Consider the following 316-nt stretch of genomic DNA (forward strand, 5'->3'; position numbering starts at 1 on the left):
GCGCCGTTTTTATCCACAAGGCTAGCGGTGTAGACGATATTGCCGCCTTCGCCGACGGTGGTAGTGGCGGTCAGGACCACATCGACCTTGTCGATAGTGTCGTTGATCGTAGTGGTCGCGCCGCTGCCTGCAACTTCCAGTTTTTCGAAGTTACCGCCCGAAGCGTCGGTGATCTTGACGGTCTGAGTGCTCTTATCGATGAACACGTCATCGGTAGGCGCAGGCACGGTCACAGTACCGACGGTCTCGCCAGCTTTGATAGTGATCGACGAGCCGTTATCCAGCTTCAAGGTGACGTCAGTACCGGCCTTGTTGC

The 316-nt window shown here is 56.6% G+C and carries 1 protein-coding gene; it reads right to left on the reverse strand.

The genetic code is table 11. From position 1 onward, the window contains the following. Positions 1-316, reverse strand: a 316-nt coding sequence (locus tag E1K68_RS27565) for an immunoglobulin-like domain-containing protein (RefSeq protein ID WP_212614969.1), incomplete at both ends; no start/stop codon positions are given.

The organism is Pseudomonas sp. B2021, assembly GCF_018135665.1.
GTDB lineage: Bacteria > Pseudomonadota > Gammaproteobacteria > Pseudomonadales > Pseudomonadaceae > Aquipseudomonas > Aquipseudomonas lactis.